Raw genomic sequence first — 20,316 nt, forward strand, 5'->3', positions numbered from 1 at the left:
GCTCTCCCCGAAGCGGCCTCAGGTATCAGGCTGGTTGGGCCCTCCTACGCGACGGACGAACCTACGAACCCGTACTACCCACCACCCTCGCGGCTTGACAGACCGCATTAGGAATCAATGAACCGGTCAAAGTGATCATCGATTCGCAGTCGGTCATGGGCGCGTCCACGGTGAGCCTGACGGCCCGCGGCTGCAATCCCGCAAAGTTGATTAACGGGCGGAAGAGACACGTAGCAGTGGACACGAAGGGCCTATCATTTTATCCAGGTTCGGGCTGATTCTGCCTACGTCGACCAGCTCATCGCCTGAGTTGCCACGACCCGGGACGGCGCCGACTGGCTCGCGGCGGATTCGTATGGTCGTCGCAACATTGCAAGCTCAGAGTGCCAGAACCTCGGTGAACGCTTGGGCCAGAGTCTGCCAGCTCAGAATGTTGCCGGGTCGGTTGTTGAGCCGCTGCTCGACCGCACGGAGATCGTCAGGAGTGTGGAGAGACAGGTTCGTGCGCTTGAGCAGGCACTGCCGGACCAGGCCGTCGGCATTCTCGTTCATGCCTCTCTCCCAGGGGCTGACGGGTCTTGCGAAGAAGATCCCGTCGGTGAAGCAGGGCGCGAGTTCGTGATGGCGGATCATCTCGGAGCCCTGATCCCAGGTCAGGCTCCGGCGTGCCCGTTCCGGCAGTGCGTTCAGGGCGGCGACGAGGGCGCCGCGCACCTGGCCGGCGGAGTGTTCGTCCGGCAGCGGAATGAGGCTGTGACAGCGGGTTCGTCGGTCGATGATCGTGGCGACCGCGCACTGGCTGCGGACGCCCACGATCAGGTCGCCTTCCCGGTCGCCGAGACGCTTGCGCAGCTCGACGATTGGGGCCAGCGGTCGATGAGGACGGCGGAGGCGACGAATCGGGGCATGCGCTGGTCAGCACGGCGACGCTTCTTCTTCAACGGCCGGCCGGTGCGAAGCTTCCTGGTCAACGTCCTGCTCAAACCGTCCCTGGCGCCTTGGCAGAGGGCTCGGTAGATGGTCTCGTGGCAAAGGTGCCGCTCGGGACGGTCAGGCCGGCGGTTCCTGAGATGGGTGGCGTTCTGCTCGGGGCTTTATTCCAGGTCGAGTCCGGCCTGTCCCTCGGCGCTGAGGCCGGGATCGGTGGAGAGTTTGGAGCGTCGGGGACGTGCGGCCCGTTCACGGCCGCGGTGGCGGGCCAGATCGGCGTCGTACCTGCCGTATTCGTGCGGCCGGCTGTTGCGCCGCAGCCCACGGCTGACCGTCGACGGCGACCGTCCGAGCAGGCCGCTATCTCCCGAACGCCCAGACCACGAGCACGCAGCGAGGTGATCCTGCGACGCTTCAGCAGCGACAAGCACCTGCCCGAACGCGAGGCTTCGGGCAGGTGGTCCGGCTGCACGCCACCGTTCTCCGCCCGCCACCGGTAGCCCGCCTTACGCCCGGTCCCAAGGCGCCTGCAGGCCTCGACACTGCCCACTCCAGCCGCCAGAAGCCGCCCGTACGCGGCCTCGAATTCCAGCCTGCGCTTGCGTCCCCGCCTCGCCATCAACACACCCCTCATGATCAAGGAACGTTGCGACAAGTGTCAGAACCCAGGCGCCGCAACTGGTCCACTTTCCAGCCGTCACCGACAAACATCCCCGTAGGCGCGGAGAGCAGGACGGCCAGGTCATCGCGAGCGCGCTGGGCGTGGGATCATCCCCGCGAGCGGTGATGATCCCCCGTAGTGGGCGCGGGCGCCGTCACGGCCCTCCTGCTCCCCACACGCGAGGGGATGGTCCCACGGTCAACGGCGTCACCCTCGCGGCGGAGCTCACCCGGGCCCCGCCACACCATCAGGCACCCACGCACCCAACAACGCGACAGCGCCTCTGCTTGCGAGGTCATGCTGCCACGGTCTCACCGGGTGGTCCGGCCCTGCCAGAGCAGTGGCAGGGTCGGACTGTACTTAAGACTACGGATGCCCCTGTTCGCTGGCCAGATAGATCATCACTCACATGCAGCAGGACACCATCGGGGCATCAAGAGTGGCCTGGGGATTTTGAGGAGGAGGAGTCGGTCCAGGCTGCCGCTGCTCCTCATTGTTAGCGGGTTGGGGACCTCGCCACGTCAGCGGGGCGCAGGAGTGAGGACCTCGTGCCGTGCCCAGCGATGACCGCAAGCCCGCGCACAGGCGCGGAGCGCCCTTGCCCCTGAATGTTTGTCCTGGAGAGCGGACACATCGCTTCCCGGGCGTCGGCCGGATGCCGGAGCGCAGGGTGTGCGGCTGGTGGCCGTGCACCCTTTTGCCTCCTTAGCCTTGAGCGCGATTCTTACGAGGTTTTGGGCCCTCAAACGGCGCACAGCTTCAAAGGCGTTGATGTCACACGCGCCGATCGGCTCAACGACGCAACGTCGGGTACGACACGATGCACCGGCCTTCCTGCGTGCAGACGAGTGGGTTTTCGTCGGTGGCGACTGCCTCCGGGCGAGTCGTTGCCTTGGGGGCAAAAGATTGCGGGACGATCAGGTGTCACGTCGCCTCTCACTCTCTGTTCCGGTAAGGGCGGCTCTCTGCCGTGATGGTCAGCCACGGCAGGACCAGGCGGTCGCCTCTCTACACGGCGGCCGCCTGCAAACCGTTTCGTCGCACTCCATATCGCCTGTCCCAGCCACCTCCGAGGACACAGACAGCGGGATCGCCTTCGCCGGAGCTGCCTGACCGCTACGTCGGAAGATGTTCCGGGTGGGCCCGTTTTGTTGGTGGTGGCTGCAACGCTGATCAGATGAACAGCGATGAGCAGTTGCTGCCAGGTCGTCCGCAAACACCTTGCTGCCCTGCGCGCGGGCACCGCCGAACCGGTCCGGGCCGACATCCCCAGCCCCCGCAAGATCACCTCCTGGATCATGAGGCCCCGCGAGACCCTCACCGACAGCCAGAACGAGCGCCTCATTCAGGTCCGGCTCGCCTGCCCGGACCTCACCCGGGCCTGCGACCTCGCCTGTGCCTTCGCCGGCCTGGTCCGTCACTAGCGCGGATACCTCATGCTGGAGTGAATCCGGCAGGCCGAACAGGACGCACCCAAGCCCATGAAGGGCTTCACCTGCTTCCTCCGCTAGGACCTCGACGCCGTCACCGCCGGTCTCTCCCTCCCCTGGAGCTCCGGCGCCGTTGAAGGCCACGTGAACCGGGTGAAAACACTCAAGAGGGCAATGTACGGCCGAGTCTCGTTCGAACTGCTACGGACTCGCATACTCGAAAACGGCCTGTGAGAGGTCGTTTTCACCTGTCTTGCCTGGTTATCAGGCGATTCTCTGGGCGATGGATGATGGTGCAGGCGAGGTCTTGGAGGCCGTCGATACCTGTGGGTCAGGGGATGTTGCTGATGGGGCGGAAAGGGCCGCAATCCTGTCTCATCCCAGGATGCCCGGTCCTCGAGGTTGTGTGCTTCGAGCGCCGATTCGGCGCGACTGGGCGCACTCGGGTCGGGGCAGTACCCCGGAAGCATGGCCAAGCGACGCCCGTATCCGAGTGATCTGTCCGATGCCCGCTGGGAGTTGATCGAGCCGGTCCTGGCGGCCTGGCGTTTCGAGCGCCGCGGCAGAGCTCTGGACTTCGGCCGGCCGCCCGAGCACGGCCTGCGCGACATCATGGACGCGATCTTGTACGTGGACCGCACCGGCGTCCAGTGGCGCTACCTCCCGCACGACTTCCCCCACTGGAACACGGTCTACGGCTACTTCGCCCGCTGGCAGCAAGAAGGCGTGTTCACCCAGCTCAACGGCCTGCTCAGGCAGCTCTTGCGGCAGAAGGAGGGACGGGAGGCCGAACCGTCGGCCTGCGTGATCGACGCGCAGAGCGTGAAAACCTCCACCAGCGCGCCCGCCTCCAGCCAGGGCATCGACGCCGGGAAGAAGATCGTCGGGCGGAAGCGGAGCATCGTCACCGACACGATCGGCCTTCTCCTTGCCGTGCTGGTCACCGCGGCTAGCGTGCAGGACTCCGTCGCCGGCACCCGACTCCTGGACCAGGTAGCCGCCGAACACCCCCGCATCCGCAAGGTGTGGGTCGACGGCGGTTACCGCCACCACCTCGTCGAGCACGCCGCCGGCCTCGGCATCGAGATGGAAATCACTCAACGCAGGCCTGGGACCAGGGGATTCACCCCGATTGCGAAGCGGTGGGTGGTCGAGCGGACCTACGGCTGGCTCATGCTCCACCGCCGACTGGCCCGCGACTACGAAACCCTGCCCGTCCGCTCCGAAGCCATGATCCACATAGCCATGACCGACCTCATGGCCCGCCGCCTCACCAGTGAGAACACCATCTCCTGGCGCGTCCCGACACCAAAGACCAAACACCAGATTCCGGGATGAAACAACGGGAGAAAACGACCTCTGAGACAGTCGGGCACGGCTCACCGACCGTCACCGAGGAGAAGGATCAATGAGAGCGTTGCCCGCTGTCACCGGCCGTGATGAGTTCGACGTCCTGGTCGTCAGGACCGGATACCACGACGACCAAGCGTGGCAGAACGTGACGGCGGTGCTGATGAAGCCCTGGGGGGGGGGGGACAGGCAGTACGACGCACACGTCCACTTCATAGACGACTTGGCCTGGGCGGAAGCGACCGTTGATGAGGCGCTGAACGCGGTCTGCGCCGATGAGAACCTGGCCGTCGTCTTCCTCGCCGACCGGACAACCATGCAGGTCGAGAGCCACCCGCTGCTGGCGGTCAACACGCTGACGCGGGAGGAGTGCGTGGACGACGAGGACTACGAGCAGCTCACCGAGCTCGGCCGTGAGTTCCGCACCGTCCCCGCAGGGGTCCACGACGTCCACGCAAACCTGAGCATCGGCAACCTCGGCTTCGAGGAGTACGCCGCATGGGCTCACGATGATCCCGAGGGGATTTACCGGTCCTGCTGAACCGGGCTCACGGAACTGCAGACAGAGTCCTTTCGCTGTCTGCCGGACGATTCCCAGCTCGGTTTCCAGCTCACGGATCCGCTGGCGAGCGGCCCGCAGCTCAGCGGACTCGCTCGACGGCGTTCCCGGTCGTTGCCCGTTGTCAATGCCGTCCTGGCGCAACTACTTCGACAACGTGACCGGATGGATTCCGAGCCCGACCGAAGTCTGCTTGGCCTGCTTGTCGGCGCGGACCAGCGCGATAGCACGCGCCCGGAACTCCGGAAGACAGGGACGAAGCATGACTGCCGGCCTTTTGTGAAGGACTGTCAGTCAGCCACCAGAACTGGAACCCAGGACCTGGGGCAGGTCAACCTGTCACCCAAACCTGCAGCAGACCCATTTTTGATGTCCTCCGGGCCCTGCAGGGCTCGGAGGACATCAGCTCTATCTTCACGATCAACAGTCAGGCCCGCTTCGCGACAGTGAGCAGTACGGCCGCATCGTCAAGTGCCTGAAGACTGTGGCGGGCCACAGGGATGACGATGAGGTCTCCAGTACGCCCGTCCCATGAAGTGTCACCGCTGACAAGCCGTACACGTCCATGCAGCACCAACAAGGTCGCTTCGCCAGGGTTTTCGTGCTCCGCCAACTCGGTCCCAGCGGTCAAAGCGAGAACAGTCTGGCGCAGCGTGTGTTCATGCCCTCCGTAAACAGTCCTGGCGCTGCGGCCAGTAGAAGCCTCTGCAGCACGTTCCATCTGTTCACGAGCCTCGGCTTCGAGGGAAAGCTTCTGCATGATTGTGATCTCCTGAGATATGGATTGCGGGCTATCACTCACACTACGAGCTAATCAGCGAAGCATCACTCGACAGCGCCAGCGACGCTTCAGGTGCGCGATCTGGGCGAAGCGCTGATCAACCTTCATCCGCTCATAGCTGGTCCAGGCGGCCCGCCGCTCTTGCAGGTACTTCTCTCCTCGGCCTTCGTCAGGCTCCTGAGCTGCGGGTACTTCGATATCGCGTCGGCCGGTATGCAGTCGTGCTATGCCATTGGTGCGGTGCTCCTGTAGATCTTGGTTCGGTGAGCGACGCTACCTGGTCGGTATGACGCTGGCGGCCCGCCGGACCCGGCTTCGCCGACCCGTCGAGCGAAGACCTCGCAGGCGGCTGGCCCCGGCCGTCGGCGAGAATGACGTCGCCGCAGTCCCCGAGCGGAGCGTCAGAGCATCACCGGGTCAGCCTGCTTCGGGTCTGGACCGAGATCAGCCTCGCCCTGGTCAGCGGCTTGGACGACGGGTGGGCGGAGGGTGAAGGGCCTGTCGTCACGCAGGAGGGCCCAGCCGATCCTCGGTAACTCCTGAGCAGTCAGATTTCGGGTATATCTGGTGGCGGACGAAGTCTGGGTAATGGACACGTGTAGGGGTACGACGATCTGCCTCTTCTACAACCTGTCCAGTATTTGCGCCAGCAGGTAGCCCATCTCTGTCACTGAGTCCTGTCCAGCCTGCAGAACCTCCTCGTGGTTGAGGGGCTCGCCCGTCATGCCGGCGGCGAGGTTGGTGACGAGGGAGATGCCGAGCACCTCGGCGCCCGCCTCGCGCGCGGCGATGGCCTCGAGGGTCGTCGACATGCCCACCAGGTCGGCGCCGATGACACGGGCCATCCGGATCTCGGCGGGGGTCTCGTAGTGCGGGCCGGGGAACTGGGCGTAGACGCCCTCCTCCAGCGTGGGGTCGACCTCCTTGCACAGCGCGCGCAGCCGCGGCGAGTACAGGTCGGTGAGGTCGACGAAGTTCGCGCCGACGATCGGCGAGGTGGCCGTCAGGTTGATGTGGTCGCTGATCAGCACGGGCTGACCGGGGCGCATGCCCTCGCGCAGACCGCCGCAGCCGTTGGTGAGGACGATGGTCTTGCAGCCGGCGGCGACGGCGGTACGGACGCCGTGCGCGACGGCGGCGACACCGCGGCCCTCGTAGTAGTGGGTGCGGCCGAGGAAGACCAGGGCGCGCTTGTCGCCGATCCGGTACGAGCGGATCCTGCCGCCGTGCCCCTCGACGGCCGGTGCCGGGAAGCCGGGCAGCTCGGTGACCGGGAAGTCGGCCTCGGGGGTGCCGAGGGCGTCCACGGCGGGAGCCCAGCCGGAGCCCATCACGAGGGCGACGTCGTGGGTCTCGGCGCCCGTCAGCTCACGCAGGCGCGTGGCGGCGGAGAGGGCGGGAGGGAGCATTATGGGTGGCCTTCCTGGGGTTGTGAATGCGCTGCGGTTCGGGTGTGCGGCCTGGTGTGTGAGAGTCGTGTCTCGGAGGGGAGCGGCACTTGGCCGCTCCCCGTGGCGTGGTGTGCGGTGCTGGTTAGTAGGGGGTGTCGCCGCCGTCGACGTTGATGGACTGGCCGCGGATGATGGCAGCTGCGTCACTCAAGAGGAAGGCGATAGTCGCGCCGATCTCGCTGGTGGTGATGTGGCGTCCAAGCTGGCTGGGATGCATGGTGCTCAGGAGTTGTTCCACGTCCTCGTGCGTGCGGGTGGCGATGGACTCGGCGACGCGGCGCAGCATCGGGGTGTTGACGCCGCCGGGGCAGACGGCGTTGACATTTATCCCGTCCGGTGCCCATTCGGCAGCCAGGGTGCGGGTCAGGCTGATGACGGCGGCCTTGCTCGCGTTGTACATGACCATGTTGGGGTAGCCGGCCTTGCCTGCGTTGGAGGCGACGTTGACGATGCGACCACCGCCGCCCTGGGCGATGAATTGGCGTGCTGCAGCCTTGGCGCACTCGAGGGTTGCAACGACGTTGACGTTCAGTTCACGGCGGGCTTCGTCGGAGCTGAGGTCGAACGCGGAGGACAGGTTGATCATTCCGGCGTTGTTGACCCAGCCGTCTATGCGGCCGTACTTGTCGACCGCGGTGTGCACGAGCTGGTCGATGTGGTCGATGTCAGTGATGTCGCCGTCGACGGTGATTACCGGGTATGCGGAGAGCCGTGCGGTCACGGCATCCAGGGCATCCCGGTTGAAGTCGGCGAGGACGAGTTTGGCTCCCTTTTCGGCAAGGATCTCGGCGGTTCCGGCGCCGATGCCTCCACCGGCTCCGGTGACGACGACGACTCGGTTCTGCAGCATGGTCTTCTCCTGCGGGTGGGTGTTCAGAAGGGCTGGTTGGCGTTGACGCCACCGTCGACGCGAAGTGTCGCGGCAGTGATCCAGCGAGAGGCTTCGGACAGCAGGAACAGGCAGGCGTCCGCGACATCGGTCCCTGTGCCCAGCCGGGTGAGGGGGGCCGCGCGGTGCCAGCGTGCGACGCCGTCAGGCCATGCTTCCTCGATGCCCGGGCGGTGGATCAGGCCGGGCAAGATCGTGTTCACGCGGATGCCCGAGGTGCCGAGTTCGAGGGCGGCGGCACGGGTGTGCATGATGACCGCCGCTTTGGATGCCGCGTAGTGGCTGTGCAGGGGTGCAGGGATTTCTCCTTCGATCGAGGAGATGTTGACGATGCTCAGAGGCTGGCCCGCTATGGCCGCGTGGTTCGCGAAGTACTGGGTCAGGAGCGCTACGGCGCGTACATTCACCGCGAAGACGTCGTCGAACTCGGCGACGCTCATGTCAGCCAGCGGTGACAGTGGTTGTAGTGCCGCGTTGTTCACCACTCCGTGGACGACCCCGGCGGCGCGTACCGTTTCATCGACCACGTGCTCGACGCCTTCGGGGGTGGAGAGGTCGCCGGTGACGGCGTGTGCTTCATTGCCCCATCTGCGGCAGGCGGCGAGCACGTCGTCCAGGCGCGCAGGGTTGGCATGGGCATGGGCGACCACGACGGCTCCGGCTTCAGCGAGCCGTACGGCCGTGGCAGCTCCGATGCCGCCGCTGGCTCCCGTCACCAGGACCGCACGGTCTGTGAGGTCGAGCAGGTCGCGAACCGCTGGTGTCAGGGGTGGTTCTGTCATGGAGAGTTGTCCCTTCGTTCGGGTGGTGTGGTGGCGCGTCAGGCCAGGTGTGTGCGGCTCTGGGGGTGCCTTGGTGGTGGGAAGCCGGGCTTCGGGAGAGGCGGCGGTTCACCGACCGGCATAGGGTTGTCCGCCGGCGGCGGGCCCCTGGACGTGTCCTACGAAGCCGGCTACGGCCAGCAGGGTTGCCGCGTAGGGCAGGGCCAGGAGCAGGTTGGAATTTATGGGGGCTCCGGCCTGGGACAGCAGGCTCTGCAGCTGGTCGGCGAAGCCGAACAGCAAGGCGGCGCCGACAGCGCCGAGAGGCCGCCAGCGGCCGAAGATGACGGCGGCCAGGGTGATGTAACCCTTGCCGGCGGACATGCTGATCTGGAAAGTTCCGGCGGATCCGGTGCCGATGGTCAGGAATGCGCCGCCGAGGCCGGCAAGGGCACCGGCGATCAGAAGAGCATGCCAGCGAGTGCGGCGGACGTTGATACCGACGGTGTCAGCGGCGCGCGGGTGCTCTCCGACGGCACGGACCCGCAGCCCCCACTTGGTACGGAACAGGGCGTAGGCGCAGGCTGCGACGGCGGTGTAGGCGAGGTACAGGAAGATGGTTCCGCTGAAGAGCACGGGGCCTACGACGGGGATAGCGCTCAGTCCCGGGATGCTCCATACGCCGAAGTAGGCAGGGGAGTTGAGCGTGCTGGCGTGCAGGCTCAGCGCCGAGAGGTAGAGGAAGCTGGTCAGTCCGAGGGCCAGAAGGTTCAGGGCGACACCTGCGATGACCTGGTCGACGAGGTAGCGGATGGCGAGTAGCCCGAGGAGGGCTGCCATGCAGGCACCGGAGAATATGCCTGCCGCGAGACCGGCCCAGGTTCCGATGAGGGAGCCAGCGACGGCGGCGCCGAAGGCTGACAGGAGCAACTGGCCTTCGAGGGCGACGTTGACCAATCCCGCACGTTCTCCGATCACTCCGGCGAGTGTGCCGAAGATGAGTGGGATCGCGGCGGGGAAGAGGCTTCCCTGAAGAAGAGAAACCATGTTGATGCCCTGAGTCGTACCGGCGATCGACCACAGGATGACGCCCATGATCAGTGGGAGGATGCTGCCAAGGGCGCAGATAAGAGCGGGCAGTCGCCGGGTGAGGCGGCCGATGCCGGCCAAGAGGGCAAGGGCACACAGCACGAGGACGGTTTCGCGAGTGGGGATCAACCACGGGTGTGTCTTCAAGGTGCTGTCGGCGAGGGAGAAGGAGACGGGGGCGGGCCGTGCGGTTCGGCTGCTGGTGAACAAGACAACGGCTGCTGCGACAGCGGCTGCGATTTGCAACGCGCCTACGGTGACGTGGCGGGGGATGCGTTCGCTGCGCTGGCGCATTACTGCGACGGCAGGGCTGGTTGCCGAGGCCAGCAGGTCGCTGTCGCGCAGCTTGAGCCGTGAGACTGCGCTGATCAGTCGGGGTGCTGCGATGAAGGTAATGATCAGGGCCTGGATGATGGTGACGATGTCGGCGGGAACATTGGTGACGGACTGCATGTAGGCGCCGCCCACGTTGAGTGCGCTGAGCAGCAGTCCGGACAGCAGGATGCCGCCGGTGTTGAGCCGTCCCAGCAGGGCCACAGTGATGGCGACGAAGCCGATACCGGAGTCGATGTTTGGAGTGATCTGGTAGGAGGTGCTGCCGCCCAGGACCAGGGTGGCTCCGGCGAGTCCGGCCAGCGCTCCCGACAGCGCCATGGCTGTCATCGTCAGCCGGTCGACAGGGATGCCGGCGGTGCGGGCAGCGGCCGGGTTCGCGCCCACCGCGCGGAGTTTGAAACCCAGCGTGGTGCGGGTGAACAGCATGCGGGTGACGTAGGCGGCGGCCAGTGCGAGGAGTGTGCCTGCCGTGAGGGGGAAGCCGGCGCCGAAGAGGTGGGGCAGGCGGGCGCTGGTGTCCACGGTACGGCTGGCCTGAGCGCCAGGGGCTTGGATCACTGCGCCGAGGCTGAGCAGGTAGCGCAGCACGTACAGCGCCACGTAGTTGAGCATGATCGTGGTGATGATCTCGTTCACGCCGGCCCGTGCCTTCAGTACCCCAGCGAGAAGGCCCCATAGCGCACCGAAGGCCAGGCCTGCAGCGAGTGCGGCCAGGAGGTGGATGACGATCGGGAGGTCGACGGCGAAGCCCACGTAGCCGGCGGCCATCGCGCCGGCGATTGTCTGGCCTTGGCCTCCGATGTTGAATAGGCCGCTGCGGAACGCGACGGACACACCGAGTCCGGCGAGTACCAGGGGCGTTGCCTGGGTCAGGGTCTGGGTGATCGGGCTGAGGGCTTCGGTGAGGGTGGCGGATCGGGACGGGTCGTAGATCGCTCCGTGGATGAGGGCCGCATAGGCGTCGCTGACTGCGGACCACGCATAGGCCAAGGTGTCGGAGGGTGCGTTGGTGAAGTAGCCCAGCGCACCGCGTACGCGTTCGTCAGCCGCCGCGATGATGACGGCTCCGATCGCCAGGGCGAGCACCGTTGCGAGCACGGGAACTGCCAAGCCCGCGAGGCGGGACGGCCTGGGCTGGGAGGTGCTGGGATCCGGCTTCCGGGTGGGCGTCGCAAAGATCGTGCTCATGATCGGGAGCTTTCCTGGAGAGGGTCGCGGGGAGATGCGCCCGTGGGAGCCGAGGCGCCGTCGGCCCCGGACAGGTGCGTCGCGCGCGCGGAGGCTTCGGCGCGGGGCTGGGCCCGGTATCCGCCAGCCATCATTAGCCCCACCTCGTCGCGGGTAGCGCCGCTTGGGCATTCGCCGATCACGCGGCCGCGGTAAAGGACGACGGTGCGGTCCGCGAGGGCGAGGATTTCGTCCAGTTCCGTGGACACCAGCAGTACCGCGCTCCCGCGGTCCCGTTCCGCGACCAGTCGCCGGTGGATGAATTCCTGTGCTCCCACGTCGACGCCACGTGTGGGCTGGGACACGACCAACAGGCGCAGCGGGCGGGACATTTCGCGGGCGAGGACCACCTTTTGCTGGTTTCCCCCGGACAGCGTGGTGACCGCCGCAGACGCGGAGCCGGTACGGATGTCGAACTCGTCGATCCGTGCTGCCGCGTTGGCCTCGACTTCGGCCGGACGTATCAGAAATCGCCCGGAGTAGGGGCTCTGGTCGTGCAGATCAAGAACGAGGTTCTCGGCGACACTGAACGAGCCCACCAGACCGTCGTGCTGACGGTCTTCGGGGACGTAGCCGACACCGGCCCGCAGCAGGTCATCTGTGGTCGGATCGTCCGCGGCCCCGCGCAGAACCAGGGGCGGCGAGCCGCTCACCTCGATACTGCCCGCGCGGACCGGACGCAGCCCCAGCAGTGCTTCGACCAACTCTTCCTGGCCGTTGCCCTGCACACCTGCGAGGGCCACGATTTCTCCAGCCCGTACCGTCAAGTCCACCCCGGCGACAGCTGGGGTGCCAAGAGTGCTGTCGATCTCGAGGCCGGAAACGGTAAGGACGGGGTCCTTGGGATCGGCGGTTGGCCGGTCGACCAAAAGGGACACCTCCCTGCCCACCATCAGGGAGGCGAGATGCTGTTCGGAATCGCCCGGGCTGGCTTGGCCGACGATCCGCCCGCGGCGCAGGACAGTGATGCGGTCGGCTACCGCTTTGATCTCGCGCAGTTTGTGGGAGATGAAGAGGACAGCAGTGCCGGCTTCACGTAGCTGGCGCATGACCCGGATCAGCTCGTCGATCTCTTGCGGAGTGAGTACCGCGGTCGGCTCATCAAGGATGAGCACTTCGGCCCCGCCCATAAGTGCTTTGAGGATCTCCACCCTCTGCTGCATGCCCACGGGCAGGTCACCGACGACGGCGTCGGGATCCACTGACAGACCATAGGAGTCTGATAGCTCACGTATTCGGCGGCGTGCCTCGCTGAGGGAGAGATGCCCGAGGGGGCCGCTCGTCCATTCGCGGCCGAGCATCATGTTCTCCGCGACGGTGAAGACGGGGATGAGCATGAAGTGCTGGTGCACCATGCCGATACCTACCGCGATCGCGTCGCGGGGACTGGCGAATTGCTGTACCTGGCCGTTCACGACGATCTGGCCGCTGTCTGGCGTATACAGACCGAAAAGGGTGTTCATGAGCGTGGATTTGCCCGCACCGTTCTCACCGAGCAGCACGTGGACCTCACCGGGCATCACGGTCAGGTCGATCTGGTCGTTGGCGACCAGCGCCCCAAATCGCTTGGTGATACCCCGCAATTCCAGACGGGGAATGGTGGTTGCCATCGTGATCAGAGCTCCCGCCGGGTCACTTCGGCTGCGACGGTGAAGTGATCTTGATGGAGCCGTCGATGATGCTCGCACGGATCTGGTTGAGCTCCGCCTTGACCTTCGCGTCCACCTTGGACTCGAAGTCGTGGAACGGAGACAGACCGGTCCCCTTGTTGGCGAGCGTGCCGACGAAGTCACGGGACGTCGCCTGCCCCTTGGATCCGTCGACCACGGCCTTACGTACGGCTGCTGTCACGTCGCGGAAGACGGTGGACAGGAACACGCTGCAGTACTGCGGAACGGCTTTGCAGCCGTCCACGTCTACCCACAGAACGGAGTACTTGCCGTTGCTCGACTTCGCGGCGGCAGCCGTGCCCAGGCCTGTCGCGCCAGCAACAGGGAAGACGACATCGGCGCCTTGCTGGGCGAAGTTCGTCGCCAGCTGCTGCCCCTTCGTCTGGTCGTTGAAGCCACCTGCGAAGACACCGCGCCGGGTCTTCTCGTTCCAGCCCAGCACCTGGACGTCGGCATGCTTCCGCTTGTTGTAGTACTGCACCCCTTCCCAGAATCCATCCATGAAGGTAGTGACCGGACCGACATTCATGCCGCCGTAGGTCGCCACCTTTTCAGACTTCGAGTAGGAGGCTGCCAGGTAGCCGCCCAGGAAGCTGCTCTGGGCTGCATTGAACTGCAGACCTCGAATATTCTTCCCGTTTCCTGCAGAGTCCACAATGGCGTATTTCTGTGACGGATTTCCCTTAGAGGAATCTGCCGTCGCCTGCGCCATCAGCCCTCCGACGGTGGTGATGAGATCACACTTCTGCGCGACGAGATTTGCCAGATTCGGCACGTAGTCGTCCTCCGACTGGGAGGTGACGTACTTGACCTTGGCGGCGCCTGCGTTCTGGGCTTCCTGCATGCCGGCCCAGGCCGAGGCGTTGAAGCCCTTGTCGTCGATGCCGCCGGTGTCCGTCACCAGACACGCCTGGTACGCCGCCGATGTGGCATCGCTCGCCCTGCTGTGCTGCTCCGCAGGCTTTGTGCCGCACCCTGTCACGACCACTGCCGCGACTCCGACCGACGCCAGCTGTATCAGCCTAAGACGGTTTCTCATCTGACGCCCTCCTTCCTTATCTAAACGTTTAGATGAGTGTGATAGTGTGAACTTGAAGCAGTCAATAGAGGAAGGGGGAAATTTTCCCGGTGACAGTCGAAAAACCTGAATCAGCACCGCGGCGTCGACGTCCGACCATGAAGGAAGTCGCGAAACTCGCGGGCACATCCTGGACGGTCGTCAGTTATGTGGTCAACGATGGCCCAAGGCCGGTGGCACCGGAAACACGAAAACGCGTTCTCGAAGCCATGAAAACCCTAGGTTACCGAAAAAATGCCCTCGCGCAAGCACTTAAGACCCAGCAGACGTCAACTCTCGGTATTGTCCTCCCGGACCTAGCCCGCCCCTTCTTTTCCGAAATGGCGCGAGCCATCGAAGACGCCGCATACAAACGTGATCTCAGAGTACTCGTCGGCAGCTCCCACTTCGACCACGCCCGGCAGGCCGCGTACGTAGACACTTACCTCCAGTTGCAAGTCGAAGGCATCTTGCTGGTCCCCATCGACCATCAGGTACCTGAAGGGCTCCGGCATGCTTTTGAAACAGGCATGCCAGTCACCTCCGTCCACCGGAAGATCGACCTCAACATCCCTGCAGTCGTCGCGGACGACGCCGCCGGCGGGCGCCTGGCGGCAGAGCATCTGTTGTCCAAAGGGCATTCACGCATTGCCTGCCTGAGCGGCCCGCGCGAGGACGAAGGTCCCATCGAGACACGAACCCGTGGCTTCCTCGACGCCCTCGCTGCCGAGGGCGCGCCACAGTGGATCCCGCCGGTGCGATGTAGCGACCGTGATCTACGGCAGCAGGCATATGAACAAGCCTCCCGGCTCCTGACCGAGCACCCCGACGTGACAGCAATCTGCGCTGTCACCGACGAACTCGCCCTAGGTGTCATGAGAGCCTCCTTCGAACGCGGCCGGCGCATCGGCACCGATCTCTCTCTGATCTCGATCGACGGAACGGAACAGACCCAGCTGACGGCCCCACCTCTTACCGTGGTGCAGGAGGACTTCGCCATGCTCGGCGAGCTGGCGGTACGACTTCTCCTTGGCCAAGAACCTTCCGCCGCATCCACCGAGGAAAACGCCAGCCACGTCGTCCCCATGAACCTCGTTCCGCGGAGGAGCGTCCACCAGTTGTAAAAGAGTGCACTTTGCCGACATTGCCCCTTTCCGATGGAAGGCACGCAGCCCCCAGGGGGCTGCCGACCCCCCGTCCCTGAGAAGCCGCCCCAAGGTGATGAGGGCTGCCACGCCAGGGTCGAGGTGAGTGCGCTGCCGCCGTGTTCTTACGGGGAACGGCGCGCTCACCGCTCTGTCTAAACGTTTGGATGCAAGCTAGCCCACGTTCAGGCAGTCGGCAAGCGCGCATCTTTCGACCATGGGTCATTCGTCGGCGCTGTCACGTTGTCTGACTGGGTGGGATGATCTTGTGGTTGGTCATGCTGGGAGGGGGCATCCGTGATGAGTGCGTCGCCGTCGTACAGGGGGCACCGGTACCCGGTCCAGGTGATCTCCCACTGCGTGTGGCTGTACTTCCGGTTCCCGCTCAGCTTCCGCGAGGTCGAGGAGCTGATGCTGGAGCGCGGTGTCCTCGTCTCCTACGAGACCGTGCGCCGCTGGTGCGCCAAGTTCGGCCAGGCCTACGCGAATGGACTGCGCCGCCGCTGGCCCCAGCCCGGTGACAAATGGCACTTGGACGAGGTCTTCATCAAGATCAATGGCGAGTTGAAGTACCTGTGGCGGGCTGTCGACCAGGACGGCAACGTCCTGGACATCCTCGTGCAGGACCGCCGGAATACTGCCGCGGCCAGGCGGTTCTTCCGCCGCCTGATGAAGAAGGCCCGTACGGTGCCCCGGGTGGTCGTCACGGACAAGCTCCGCTCCTAGGGCGCCGCCCACCGCGAGGTCATGTCCTCGGTCGAGCACCGGCAGTCGAAGTACCTGAACAACCGGGCGGAGAACAGCCACCAGCCCACCCGCCAGAGGGAACACGCGATGAAAGGCTTCCGCAGCGTCGGCGCGGCCCAGCGCTTCCTGTCCGCCTTCAGCGGCATCTCACCCCACTTCCGGCCCCGCCGCCACCTGATGACCGCCACCCAGCACCGCGCCGAAATGACCATCCGCTTCGCTGTCTGGGACCAGATCACCGGCGCTGCCAGCCGACCCACCACGGCCTGAACACCGCCTGGACAGCAGGCCCACCATGCCCCGACACACCGTCAGACACCCACACACCCAACAACGTGACAGCGCCGGCCGGCGACACCGGCGAGGCGGTCGGGACTCCCGAAGACACTCATGTCTCCGCCGGTGTGGGCGATGAATTCGGCGCCCAGGACGGATCCGATGCCGGGCATGCTCAAGAGGGCCTCGGCGTGTGGGTGGTCGCGGAACCGGCTCTCGATCAGGGCGTCGGTCTCGGCAATCTCTGTATCGAGGGCCATCACCTCCCGCGCGAGCTTGGCCACCACCGCGGCGGCCACCTTCTCTCCAGCCACGGCGGTGTGCTGGGCCTCGGCGGCCTCGACCGCGGTGGCAGCAATCAGCTGGGAATTGCGGACCTTGCGGTTCTTCAACCAGGTCGCGAGCCGGTTCTTCCCTATCCGCCGAAGGACAGCCGGAGTCTGGTAGGCCGTCAACAGCACCAAGGACGCCTTCGACTCCTTGTAGTCGAAGGCTCGCTCCAGAGCTGGGAAGTACTCCAGCATCTGGGCCCGCAGCCGGTTGATGGCTCTCGTGCGGTCCGCAGCCAGATCCAAGCGACGCGAGGTGAGAAATCGCAGGTCGACCGCGATGTCGTCACCGCGGTGTACTGGTTGAAGGTCACAGCGCATGCGCGCCTGATCTGCAATGACGAAGGCATCCTTCGCGTCCGTCTTCCCATCGCCCCGGTAGGAGCCAGAAGCGTGATGGACGGTGCGGCCGGGGATGTAGAGGACCTTTTGCCCGTTGTCGGTGAGCAGCGCGATCATCAGCGCAGCTCCGCCGGCGTTGAGGTCGATCGCCCACGTCACCGCCTCACCATCGCTCAACTCGAGCACATCGCTGATCAGTTTGAGCAATGCATTCTCGTCGTTGACCACACGCTGCGACAGCTTCCGCCTGCCGTCAGCACCGAGGACCACGCAGTGGTGCTCGGCCTTGCCTGCATCCACACCAGCCCACAGTTGGGGCACGGCCGCCTCCGAAGTCGTTCCTTAATCCGTCCCAGCAGACGACCTCGCCAGCGTGTCCTTACCAAGCGATCTTTTGCCGCGCATCCCAATGAGTGGCCGAGTCGTCACGGGATGCCGGGCGGCCAATCGTTTGAAGCCACCACCGGGCTGGAGACACGCAGCCACACCCAGCATCCCTGGGCCTTCCGATCCTACGAGTGACCGGAATCAACCCTCAGGAACAACGTAAGGAGACACGACCCCCGCAACGGCCGCCACTTCAAGCCTCAACGCCTGCACGCCGACAAAGCCTACGACCGCGCCGACCTGCGGAAATGGTTACGCGGCAAACGCATCGGAGTCCGGATCGCACGCAAAGGCATCGAGTCCAGCGAACGATTAGGGCGCCGTCGCTGGGTCATCGAGCGAACCATGTCCTGGCTCTCCGGCTACCGACGCCTGAGTCCTCGCTACGAACGCAATCCCCGCAACTACCTGGCATTCCTCGGCCTCGCCGCCGCCCTCTGCTGCTACAAACGACTCGTCCGCCTCACCACATAGGACACGGTCTTACCCCGGCCTTCGTGCGGATGGAACGTTGGTCATCGACGGTCAAGGTGCTGTCGGGCATCCAGGTGCGTCCGCGCCCTTCGAGGCGGGCGGTGATCATCTCCCAGGGGAAGGGGCCGGAGGGCTGGCCGGTTGCAGCGCGACTGAGGGCTGGGGCGTGGAACCTTCCATCCGTATTCGAGGAGAAGACCGAGCAGGCCGGCGGTGCCCGCATCCGACTGCTTCGAAATTGAGGACGGACGGCTGGGTCTCCTCCAAGCCCGAAAGAGCGCGATCGGTGAAGGGGTGGAATTCCATCGTTAGCCGCGACCGGGGCGATCTACTGCGCCCAGTCCCAGGCGGTGGCGCGAGGCTGGGCGCCGATCTCAGACATGAAAGAGTCGGTGCCGTCCGGCGGAACGGGGTTCTGTTTGGAAGCCAGTTCGGGCGCGCACACCTGCCAGTACAGGGTCCGGGTTCCGTATGGGGGGATGCCCGCGTCCTGGGTGAGTGTTTTGACCGGGCCGTCCACGTCGTCGGGGTACTCGCCGTCAACGTGCTTGGGCGTGTATAGGGTCTGGAACTTCTGGGTGATGGAGATGACTGCGGTGTCGGAGCGGTTCTCGTAGGCGGTCATGACGTTGACGCATTTGTTCGTCGCGTCGCCGTCGTGCCATTCGGTCAGGGCGACCGATCCCTGCGGAGTGGGGGCCGGGGCTGCCGCGGGCGTCGAGGAGACGGTCGGCGTGGGGGTGGCCGAAGTGTGGCTGGCTTCAGGTGCTGGCATCGATGTGGGGGTGGTCGTGATGGTCTGGGTGACCGTGACCGTGGGGGCTGCTGCAGCAGGCTGAGGGGCTCGGCTGCTGCAGCCGGCGGCGAGGAGCGCGGCTGCGCAGAGGGCTATGGCAGGACGGAACCAGCGGGTCATGGCTGCCTTTCACATTCAGCGAGGTGACTGCGGCAGGCGCTGTTCGGCCGGTTTCTGTGGGGGATGAAAGCGGGGTCGCCACCTGGCATTCGGTACGACGCGGATCATAGCGGCGGGTACCGCTGCTCCAGCGGTCGCACCTCACTGTGTAATGCCGCCGTTTGCGGGCTGAGAGCCTACTCGATGCCGTACGCCGTGACGGGCTCCAGCGCGAGGACGGTGAGGTAGAGGAACTTGGTGAAGGAGGCGGGCCCGAGCCCGGGTGCCTCCCCCTCAGCGCGGCGTACGGGACGGCGCGATCCAGATAGGGACCAGCACGAACTTGACGGCGTACGAGAACGCATTGAATCGGGCGACAGTGTGGCCCGTGTGACGTTCTTGACCGCGTCGAGGAAGGCGATGCGCGGTGCCCATGCTCCGGTTCACCTACAGCGTGCGTGATAGATCGCTGCGGTTTGCGGCCTTCGTCTCGACACTCCCAAGGGCCGGACGAATGCCAACAACCGCTGGCTTCGTCAGCACGGCGTCGACGGGCTGCGCGTGATACGGATCGAGGACCAGTCGGGTGTGCCGCCGTCTGTGGTGGTGTCAACCATGTCGGAGGTGCCGCCCATCAGCTCGACACACAGTGTCCCTCTGGTGTCGACGGAGCCGTTCGCGCGCAGCAGGGTGACTACGAGGCCGAACTGCTTCATTGTGCCGGTATCGGAGGAGTGGGAGGTCACCGTGCCGGCGATGTACATCTGCTGGTCGTCAACGTCGTACCCGGAGGGGTCGACGTTGGTGAGCTTCACTGCGTAGTCGACAAGCGTGTAGGTACGGGCCAACGCCCGGTGCTGGAGAGTGGCGCGAGCCGCACTGCCCGAGGCCGACGCCTCGGCGGCAGCGGACTGGGATGCTTCGGCTTGTGCGGATGCGGCCGCGTCTGCTGCAGGGTCCTTGGGCGTAGACGTGGCATCCGGGCCAGTCGCATCCAGAGCGTCAGCCAGAGCACCCGAGGGCGACGGCCACGGCTCTGGACTCCCGTCGTCGGATGCCAGGTCGCGCACCTTGGCCGACCGCGTCTGGCAGGTCATGTCCTGGTCGCTGCCGCTCGTTGCTATGCCAGTACTGGAGATCGTGTGCTGTCCGGCCGGCACGTAGTACAGCATCGAGCCCGCAGCGAAGGGAGTCGTCCTCTCCGAGCTGGTACAGGTGAGATCGATCGTGTAGGCCCGCATGGACGCAGCCCGATTGCTGACCGTGATGGCGCAGGATGCCGAATTGATCTGATGGCCCTGTAGATCGGAGGGTTCGGCCATCACGCACACGCCTACCCTCACGTCCGCACTGGCGTTCTGCCCCGAGGTGGACGCGGCGGAGGAGCAGCCGGATACCGCCGCAACCGTGACGACAATCCCCGCTAGGGCGGAAGCAACGAGAACGCGGCGCATTGGTGGAGCTCCCGGGTCGGTACGCGGACAGGCTTGGCCATACTGCCTGGTGACCGAGCCTCTTCCGTATCCCGTT

At 65.4% G+C, this 20,316-nt stretch carries 15 protein-coding genes and 5 pseudogenes; 7 read left to right on the forward strand and 13 right to left on the reverse strand.

The genetic code is table 11. The features are described 5' to 3' along the window. Positions 1-125 precede the first annotated feature (125 nt). Positions 126-254 (forward strand): annotated as a pseudogene (locus ACICHK_RS43460) (IS5/IS1182 family transposase); the annotation flags it as partial. 124 nt (positions 255-378) lie between these two features. On the opposite strand, the gene ACICHK_RS43465 reads toward ACICHK_RS43460, so the two are convergent. Then, on the reverse strand, positions 379-813 hold the full coding sequence (locus tag ACICHK_RS43465; RefSeq protein WP_406841853.1) for an IS30 family transposase: 435 nt from the start codon (positions 811-813) through the stop codon (positions 379-381). Between the two features lie 1,965 nt (positions 814-2,778). On the opposite strand from ACICHK_RS43465, the gene ACICHK_RS43470 reads away from it, so the two are divergent. From ACICHK_RS43470 to ACICHK_RS43480, 3 genes are all read left to right on the forward strand, one after another. Next, positions 2,779-3,015 carry a hypothetical protein gene (locus ACICHK_RS43470; RefSeq protein ID WP_406841854.1) on the forward strand — a complete coding sequence of 79 codons (237 nt, stop codon included), beginning with the start codon at positions 2,779-2,781 and terminating at the stop codon, positions 3,013-3,015. Between the two features lie 474 nt (positions 3,016-3,489). Continuing rightward, positions 3,490-4,359 (forward strand): IS5 family transposase, encoded by an 870-nt coding sequence (locus ACICHK_RS43475; RefSeq protein ID WP_406841855.1) that lies wholly within the window; start codon positions 3,490-3,492, stop codon positions 4,357-4,359. Between the two features lie 70 nt (positions 4,360-4,429). Beyond that, positions 4,430-4,912: a DUF6924 domain-containing protein gene (locus ACICHK_RS43480; protein WP_406841856.1), complete on the forward strand. Its 483-nt coding sequence runs from the start codon at positions 4,430-4,432 to the stop codon at positions 4,910-4,912. Between the two features lie 24 nt (positions 4,913-4,936). Here ACICHK_RS43480 and ACICHK_RS43485 read toward each other — a convergent pair. The 8 genes and pseudogenes from ACICHK_RS43485 to ACICHK_RS43520 all read right to left on the reverse strand — a co-directional run. Next, positions 4,937-5,194 (reverse strand): annotated as a pseudogene (locus tag ACICHK_RS43485) (IS3 family transposase); the annotation flags it as partial. A 163-nt stretch (positions 5,195-5,357) separates the two neighbouring features. After that, positions 5,358-5,690, reverse strand: a complete 333-nt coding sequence (locus ACICHK_RS43490; protein WP_406841857.1) for a cupin domain-containing protein — start codon at positions 5,688-5,690, stop codon at positions 5,358-5,360. Positions 5,691-6,334: 644 nt separating this feature from the next. Continuing rightward, positions 6,335-7,120, reverse strand: a complete 786-nt coding sequence (locus ACICHK_RS43495) for a purine-nucleoside phosphorylase (protein ID WP_406841858.1) — start codon at positions 7,118-7,120, stop codon at positions 6,335-6,337. Positions 7,121-7,244: 124 nt separating this feature from the next. Next, entirely contained in the window at positions 7,245-8,012 is a 768-nt protein-coding gene (locus tag ACICHK_RS43500) for an SDR family NAD(P)-dependent oxidoreductase (protein WP_406841859.1), read from the reverse strand. A gap of 23 nt (positions 8,013-8,035) precedes the next feature. Continuing rightward, positions 8,036-8,833, reverse strand: coding sequence for an SDR family NAD(P)-dependent oxidoreductase (locus ACICHK_RS43505; protein WP_406841860.1), 798 nt, complete (start codon positions 8,831-8,833; stop codon positions 8,036-8,038). 108 nt (positions 8,834-8,941) lie between these two features. Then, entirely contained in the window at positions 8,942-11,425 is a 2,484-nt protein-coding gene (locus tag ACICHK_RS43510; RefSeq protein ID WP_406841861.1) for an ABC transporter permease subunit, read from the reverse strand. Next, complete coding sequence (locus tag ACICHK_RS43515; protein WP_406841862.1) at positions 11,422-13,074, reverse strand: ABC transporter ATP-binding protein; 1,653 nt, start codon at positions 13,072-13,074, stop codon at positions 11,422-11,424. The genes ACICHK_RS43510 and ACICHK_RS43515 overlap by 4 nt, the downstream gene beginning before the upstream one ends. Before the next feature lie 22 nt (positions 13,075-13,096). Next, a complete protein-coding gene (locus tag ACICHK_RS43520; protein WP_406841863.1) occupies positions 13,097-14,035 on the reverse strand; it encodes a BMP family protein in 939 nt (312 codons plus the stop codon). A 275-nt stretch (positions 14,036-14,310) separates the two neighbouring features. On the opposite strand from ACICHK_RS43520, the gene ACICHK_RS43525 reads away from it, so the two are divergent. After that, positions 14,311-15,315 (forward strand): LacI family DNA-binding transcriptional regulator, encoded by a 1,005-nt coding sequence (locus ACICHK_RS43525; RefSeq protein WP_406841864.1) that lies wholly within the window; start codon positions 14,311-14,313, stop codon positions 15,313-15,315. Between the two features lie 321 nt (positions 15,316-15,636). Beyond that, positions 15,637-16,353: pseudogene (locus tag ACICHK_RS43530) on the forward strand (IS6 family transposase). A gap of 77 nt (positions 16,354-16,430) precedes the next feature. On the opposite strand, the pseudogene ACICHK_RS43535 reads toward ACICHK_RS43530, so the two are convergent. Further along, positions 16,431-17,351 (reverse strand): annotated as a pseudogene (locus ACICHK_RS43535) (IS110 family transposase); the annotation flags it as partial. 231 nt (positions 17,352-17,582) lie between these two features. Here ACICHK_RS43535 and ACICHK_RS43540 point away from each other — a divergent pair. Further along, positions 17,583-17,891, forward strand: a pseudogene (locus ACICHK_RS43540) (transposase); the annotation flags it as partial. A gap of 328 nt (positions 17,892-18,219) precedes the next feature. Here ACICHK_RS43540 and ACICHK_RS43545 read toward each other — a convergent pair. The 3 genes from ACICHK_RS43545 to ACICHK_RS43555 all read right to left on the reverse strand — a co-directional run bounded on the left by ACICHK_RS43545 (position 18,220) and on the right by ACICHK_RS43555 (position 20,240). Beyond that, complete coding sequence (locus ACICHK_RS43545; protein WP_406841865.1) at positions 18,220-18,666, reverse strand: hypothetical protein; 447 nt, start codon at positions 18,664-18,666, stop codon at positions 18,220-18,222. 317 nt (positions 18,667-18,983) lie between these two features. Continuing rightward, on the reverse strand, positions 18,984-19,151 hold the full coding sequence (locus ACICHK_RS43550; RefSeq protein ID WP_406841866.1) for a hypothetical protein: 168 nt from the start codon (positions 19,149-19,151) through the stop codon (positions 18,984-18,986). 171 nt (positions 19,152-19,322) lie between these two features. Beyond that, positions 19,323-20,240: a hypothetical protein gene (locus ACICHK_RS43555; RefSeq protein ID WP_406841867.1), complete on the reverse strand. Its 918-nt coding sequence runs from the start codon at positions 20,238-20,240 to the stop codon at positions 19,323-19,325. Positions 20,241-20,316 lie beyond the last annotated feature (76 nt).

The sequence above is a fragment of the Streptomyces sp. AHU1 genome, assembly GCF_045343905.1.
Classification (GTDB): Bacteria; Actinomycetota; Actinomycetes; order Streptomycetales; family Streptomycetaceae; genus Streptomyces; species Streptomyces triticiradicis.

Excerpts from the sequence above, each read along its gene's own strand:
- ACICHK_RS43470 (WP_406841854.1), top strand. The coding sequence starts at position 2,779 with ATGAGCAGTTGCTGCCAGGTCGTCCGCAAACACCTTGCTGCCCTGCGC.
- ACICHK_RS43475 (WP_406841855.1), top strand. The coding sequence starts at position 3,490 with ATGGCCAAGCGACGCCCGTATCCGAGTGATCTGTCCGATGCCCGCTGG.
- ACICHK_RS43480 (WP_406841856.1), top strand. The coding sequence starts at position 4,430 with ATGAGAGCGTTGCCCGCTGTCACCGGCCGTGATGAGTTCGACGTCCTG.
- ACICHK_RS43490 (WP_406841857.1), bottom strand. The coding sequence starts at position 5,690 with ATGCAGAAGCTTTCCCTCGAAGCCGAGGCTCGTGAACAGATGGAACGT.
- ACICHK_RS43495 (WP_406841858.1), bottom strand. The coding sequence starts at position 7,120 with ATGCTCCCTCCCGCCCTCTCCGCCGCCACGCGCCTGCGTGAGCTGACG.
- ACICHK_RS43500 (WP_406841859.1), bottom strand. The coding sequence starts at position 8,012 with ATGCTGCAGAACCGAGTCGTCGTCGTCACCGGAGCCGGTGGAGGCATC.
- ACICHK_RS43505 (WP_406841860.1), bottom strand. The coding sequence starts at position 8,833 with ATGACAGAACCACCCCTGACACCAGCGGTTCGCGACCTGCTCGACCTC.
- ACICHK_RS43510 (WP_406841861.1), bottom strand. The coding sequence starts at position 11,425 with ATGAGCACGATCTTTGCGACGCCCACCCGGAAGCCGGATCCCAGCACC.
- ACICHK_RS43515 (WP_406841862.1), bottom strand. The coding sequence starts at position 13,074 with ATGGCAACCACCATTCCCCGTCTGGAATTGCGGGGTATCACCAAGCGA.
- ACICHK_RS43525 (WP_406841864.1), top strand. The coding sequence starts at position 14,311 with ATGAAGGAAGTCGCGAAACTCGCGGGCACATCCTGGACGGTCGTCAGT.
- ACICHK_RS43545 (WP_406841865.1), bottom strand. The coding sequence starts at position 18,666 with ATGCCAGCACCTGAAGCCAGCCACACTTCGGCCACCCCCACGCCGACC.
- ACICHK_RS43550 (WP_406841866.1), bottom strand. The coding sequence starts at position 19,151 with ATGCGTTCTCGTACGCCGTCAAGTTCGTGCTGGTCCCTATCTGGATCG.
- ACICHK_RS43555 (WP_406841867.1), bottom strand. The coding sequence starts at position 20,240 with ATGCGCCGCGTTCTCGTTGCTTCCGCCCTAGCGGGGATTGTCGTCACG.